This is a genomic window from Candidatus Hydrogenedentota bacterium, from assembly GCA_019695095.1.
In the GTDB taxonomy this organism is placed as follows: domain Bacteria; phylum Hydrogenedentota; class Hydrogenedentia; order Hydrogenedentales; family SLHB01; genus JAIBAQ01.
Map to the genome: position 1 here is coordinate 1 of JAIBAQ010000277.1, position 5,956 is coordinate 5,956.

Here is a 5,956-nt window from a genome sequence, read left to right on the forward strand (position 1 = left end):
GTCTGAACTGCGCGGCGCGCTGCAACTGGGGAGCGGGCACCTTCGAACTCTTCCCACCGTGGAAGAAACAGGAGGTTGCGCCGCTCGACTTGTCGCGCCGCATGCTGCTGGGTTCGGGAGTCGCGGGTGTTGGGACGTTGCTCGCATTTCGCCTGACGCCGGAAGCGCAAGGACGCGTGTTCAATCCCGGATTGATTCGCCCGCCGGGCGCGCGGCCCGAACGCGACTTCCTCGAACGGTGCGTGCAATGCGGGTTGTGCATGAAGGCGTGCCCTACGAACGCGTTGAATCCAACGTTCTTGGAAGCGGGCGTCGAAGGAATGTGGACGCCGCGTCTGGTGCCGATACTGGGGTACTGCGAATACGAATGCACCCTGTGCGGCCACGTGTGCCCAACGGAAGCGATTGTGCCGTTGCCCGTTGAAGAAAAGAAGACGACCAAGATCGGCTTGGCCTCGTTCGACGTGACGCGTTGTCTGCCGTACGCTTACGGCCGCGAATGCATGATCTGCGAAGAGCATTGCCCCTTGCCCAAGAAGGCGATTTACTTCGTGGAAACGACCGTGCAGGTGCGCGACGGCGCAACACGGGTGGTGAAGCAGCCGCGTGTTGACCCAAATCTATGTATCGGCTGCGGCATCTGCGAGAACAAGTGCGTGTTCAAGGACAAAGCGGCTGTGCGTGTGTCGAGCACCAACGAGTCACGGCATTCGAAGAACCAACCGATCCTGCCGATGGGAGAGCCCGTGCCTGCCGCCGCGCCACCTCAAAGCGCACCTGCGAGTACGCCATCAAACGACCCATACGGGGCAGGATAAGCACACCATATTACGCGAGAATATCTCGCTGGTCACAAGGAAAAGGTCCGACCCGTCGTATCCGGTGGTTTGATCCCAATTGACTGGTGCTCAAGACTGACGGCGTCTTCCGCTTTAGCGGTGGCCTGTACTCTTACTCTGACATTCATCAAGTCGACACCACTGGATGTTGTTCGACCGTATCACCAATGCGGTGTATCCCCATTGAAAACGTCAAGCCAAAGAGTCCTATTGCCAAACAAGGATATATAGCGCTATTATGTGTACGGAGGGGGGCACGTCATCAAAATGTGGTAGTGACTGTCGGGGGAAACTATAGTGAAAATCAATGGGTCCATTCTTTTGGCGTTTCTGGCCGCTCTGAGTCCAGTTTGGGGCTGGGGTGCGAATGCGCAAACGGCCAATGCGGCAGCTTCCCAAGATCCTCCTTTGTCCAATTCCCCTTCGGGAACGATCGCACAACCCGAAAGTACCGATTACTATTGTGGGTACAGAAAGCAAATCGTAGGCATTGAACTCGCGCTGGACAAAATAGCTGTCACATTTACCGATACCGCGACTTTTGAAGATGCACAGGGTGTTTTGAAGAAATATGAATTCCTCAATGTCTTCGACAGCGCCTTTTTTGACGAGAAGACTGGATTTAAAGGTGCAAAGCCTATAGTTGCCTATCTCGGGAAGAAACATTCAGTCGAGTACATTCGTTCGCTGATAAGAAACCTGAATGACGAGCCGGGTGTGTTGTCTGCTAATCCTGTGCATATCCATGAAGGCGGTCGAGAAGCAGCCCTGTCCGATATGTTCTACGTCACTGTTCCCCTTAGGGTATCCGACTGCGACATGAGAAGCTTGTTCTGCAGGGAGAGACTCGAAGTTCTCTACGGGCAAGAGTATTCAACAATAGGTGAACGTGGATACCGTGTGGTAGTTACAAAGAGCTCAAGAGAACTCGGCGCGAAAGACGCTCTTGAAGAAGCGAATCGTTTCAATGACCTGCCGTTTGTCATTCAAGCCACGCCTGATTTCACACCTCTATTTCAAGTTGCGGCTACAGATCCTGTCGATGAGCTCTTTACGACCGGTCCAAGTGGTTTAAATTTACAGTATGGGCAATGGAATATGAGGTTGATGAGCATGCCTGCGGCATGGAATGCCGTTTACGGAAATCCGACAGCGCCCGCATTGCTCTCCGAATTCCCTCGTATAGTCATCGCGAGCTTGGACACGGGCGTGGCGTTGGACTTCAGGAACAGGCAAATAGACGGCCATTGGACGCATTTGCAGCAAGGCTCCGCGTGGGGAGGCGAAGTGCAGTATGCTCCCGAAAATGCAGGCCCACGCATTAAGGACTCGATAGAAGGACACTCAGACTTTTTGGTTAAGAGTCCAGTCCTCGGTGATCCGCCACTTGCCACAAATCAGTGGATAAACCAAGCCGAACTTCTGAATATTCGGAATGGATTAGGTGATGATGACGATCAAAACGAATATGTTGACGACGTTTTCGGCTGGGATTTCGTGGGAAATGATCCCCTGAGTTTTACCGGGGGAGACCATATTCCCTACCCGGATTACTGCGGCTATTTCGAGAATCCGGATGGTACGCCTAATCAAGACAGGCCTTACCTTTTTGAACTCGGCCGAGGGCATGGGACCCTCATTGGTGTGGCCGCTGCGCGTGGGAACAACACGATCATATCGGGCCAGATTTCTGAAGGAATCGCTGGAGCTTGTTGGACTGCCCAAGTGATGCCAGTTCGATATCGAATGGGTACTTTTGCCAATGATGTTCAGAACATGCACATGTTTGACGTTTATTCTAGTGGAAGAATGGAACAAGCAATCCTGTATGCGTGTAGAAGTGGCGCTCATGTAGTTTACGTTCCCATTTGCGAGACGTATGATCTTGGAGTCCATGAGGCTGTGCGCGAAGGCAGAGCGCGGGGAGTATTGATTGTCGCACCCGCCGGGAACGAAGGCAAGAGTCTTGATGCCAACCCGTCCTATCCCGCCGTGTTGCCGGAAGTGATTGCCGCGGGTATGAGTAGTGTGGCATTGAACGAGTCCAACTCTACTGAACGAAGAGCAGAATTTATCAATGATGGAGAATATTCAACGGTAGACGGGGTGCAAAAGGTGGGCGATCATCTGGAGGGGTCCAACTATGGCTGGTCTCTAGATGTACTTGCTCCAGTGAAGCACGAGCACCCTGGGTCAAAGGATATTACGGAGTATGTTGATGTTCCGAACATAGCATTCTTTGACGATCCCGATAAGCACTATCGAACGACAGGCGGTACGTCAACAGCAGGCCCTACTGTGGCAGGACTGGCCGCACTCGTGCTGACAGTGGACCCAAGCTTCTCACCTGCCGAAGTCCAGGCATTCTTGCAGTGGGGGGCATACGACCTTGTTTACACAGAGAACTTCAGCGAGCAGGGACCGCACACGGGGCAGTGGTTTTCCTACAGCGAAACGGCCGCGCCGGGACGTGACTACTATACAGGGTGGGGGCGCGTCGACGGCTTTGGTGCCGTGTCGTTGGCCAAGAAGAAACGTTTTAGAGTTCGAGATAGCCGTGGAAAGTCGATAATGTCGTGGGACGAGGATGGACGCTTCATCATCGACGGAGATATTAAGGAATCTGCATCATCAGCAGAACTAGAGCCAACGGATTCCAAAGAGTTTATCGTGCGCCGAGCCGACGGTACGGTGTTGGCCCGCCTGGATTCTTACCGAGGTAACGCTGGTTCCGGCTACGTATGGCCAAGGTTCTACCTCAAGGGCACCATCTCGATTGAAACCTCCCCGCAGCCGTCCGCGACAAACAGGGAGTTCATTATTAAGAAGGCAGACGGAACGGTCGCTGCCTTTATTGACCCAAACGGCAATATGCACCTCAAGGGGTCAACAACCAGCCCAAACGGTATTCGCGATCGGGTTTTTGCCGGGGCCAAGCCGGACCGGGAAGGGGTCTATACAGTCAACGCACCGGCAGGGGCGGAGGGTATAGTCAACTTCCCGTTCAACGGGGGACTAGGAATCCGAGACGCCATAACTGCTGTACCCAATCATTCAGTTGTGAAGGTCTATCCGGGTTACTACTGCAGTATCGATCTTGGCAGCAAGAACCTGGCTATTACCTCTTCGGATCCGAACGATAGAGCCGTGGTTGAAAGTACGATTATCTCAGGGTGGAAGATGGGACCCGCTGTGAGGATGAGCGCTGCGCAAGGTCCCGCTTCCGCGATCATTGGGTTCACAATTACCGCAGGGTGGGGTGTCCCAAGCGGTGGAGGTATTTGTGGTGGCACGAGCATCTCGAACGGGTCCACAGCTAGGATTATGTACAACATTTTCAAAGCCAACGGGGCAACATTCGGGGGGGCGGTTGCCTATTGCCATGGCCTGATTGAGGGAAATGAGTTTGGGACTCAGCAGTATGCTGAGGAGTACGTCAACGGTGCGATTCAACACGGCGGGGCCATTTACGGTTGCAGCAATATTGCAGGGCGCCAATTCAGCATCATCAGGAAGAATGTGTTCTTCAATAATTCGGCTGGTGGCGAGGGAGGGGCAATCGCTGCGTGTAATGGTACCATCGAACAGAATTTCATCGCATATAACGATGCAGTAAATGGCGGCGGCATTGCTTCCGCATACACAGTGGATGAGACTGGGGGCGGGGCCTCCGGTGCCATCATACGTTATAACATTTTTTACGCGAATCAGGCCTCCGGGTACGGTGGCGCAATGTTCCAATGTGACTACGGGTCAATCGAGAACAACACCATTTACGGAAACACTGCTCCAACCTCTGGTTGCGGCGGCATCTACGACTGTAATCCGAGACATCCTATTATCAATTGCATAGTGTGGGCCAACTCAAATGACGAAATCGTTCTGAGTGGTACGCCAGACTACTGCATGATTGACGTACCAACAAATCCCAATTGGGGTCAGAATTGTATCGGGGCCTGGCAAAATATCACGCCGGAATTCACATCGGTTTCGCCGCAAGCAGGTTGGGACGAGTTTCTACACATTAGTGACGATTCTCCCTGTAGGGACAGCGGCATCAAGCCGTATAACATCAGTTGGAAAGACTACATTCGAGACTTTGATGATGCTATTGGGCCGCATCTTGCCGAAGATCAAGCCCCTGACATTGGGGCGGATGAAGCGCCTACCGCAACACCTGGCACTTTTGGCAACCCCGAAGGCGCCATCTACTGGTGGGAGCGATTCTGAGTATGTTCGTCGGCGGTAGACCGATAAAGGCGACTTCCGTTAAGGAACCAAGTCACGGGGACTTTGGCTCCTTATTGCCAAGGCGAATCGGAATTAAGTGTAAGACTGGAAAACACGAGTTCTTAATACCGGAGACAAGATAATGAAGAAGCGATACTTTGTGATTTCGGTGTGTGCGCTGTTGGCAGCTGTCACGACGACCAGCGTTGTGTACGCTTTTAATCCTGTGAAAGTGTATCGAGACAGTCTTGGAAGACCCGCGGGCTTCATGGAATGGTTTGATCTGTATGGCGATGGAAGTGGAACCAGACTTCGTGACGGCAGTCATCCAGATGAAGCGTACATCTGGGCGTCACGGTCATGCGTTGGACTGTACGGAAGTACCAATACCGCGTCCCGGGCCGTGGTCAGGATTGATACCAATCCAGACTTGGCTGAAGATGTGAGGATAATGGGAATTTCCGGGGCGAAGGTTGAAATATACAGAAGTGGAGATGTCATTATCACTCTCGGCAACTAGCCAATAGACTAGTCTCGAGCAGCAGGGCATGTCCTGCCACCAATACTTGATCTCCCGCGTTCCGGTGACGAGGTAGAGGTTTCGCTTCGACACTTTTCGAGTTTCCGGTATCCCAACTGGGAATGTTAGCAAAGGCGACACGGCACTGTAATTGGAAAGGAGCCTTCGGCGGTTTCGAAGGCTCCTTTTTCCCGATTCTTGACTTAGTGTTGCGCCTCAAGCCAGCGTGTGCAGTCGAGTGCGGCCATACAGCCGGAACCTGCCGCCGTGATGGCCTGCCGATAGATCTTGTCTTGCACGTCGCCCGCCGCAAACACGCCTTCGATATTGGTCAAAGACGTGCCGGGTTTCGTAACGAGGTAGCCGG

4 protein-coding genes are annotated in these 5,956 nt (G+C 53.2%); 3 read left to right on the plus strand and 1 reads right to left on the minus strand.

Features of this window, described 5'->3' with window-relative positions; genetic code table 11:
• The 3 genes from K1Y02_24675 to K1Y02_24685 form a co-directional block, all read left to right on the plus strand.
• On the plus strand, positions 1-818 hold an 818-nt coding region (locus tag K1Y02_24675), incomplete at its 5' end, for a 4Fe-4S dicluster domain-containing protein (GenBank protein MBX7259577.1).
• A 318-nt stretch (positions 819-1,136) separates the two neighbouring features.
• Positions 1,137-5,069: a S8 family serine peptidase gene (locus tag K1Y02_24680; GenBank protein ID MBX7259578.1), complete on the plus strand. Its 3,933-nt coding sequence runs from the start codon at positions 1,137-1,139 to the stop codon at positions 5,067-5,069.
• Positions 5,070-5,211: 142 nt separating this feature from the next.
• Positions 5,212-5,589, plus strand: a complete 378-nt coding sequence (locus tag K1Y02_24685; protein ID MBX7259579.1) for a hypothetical protein — start codon at positions 5,212-5,214, stop codon at positions 5,587-5,589.
• Between the two features lie 203 nt (positions 5,590-5,792).
• Here the strand turns inward: K1Y02_24685 and K1Y02_24690 are convergent.
• The coding region (locus K1Y02_24690; protein MBX7259580.1) for a thioredoxin-disulfide reductase at positions 5,793-5,956 on the minus strand (164 nt) is incomplete at its 5' end.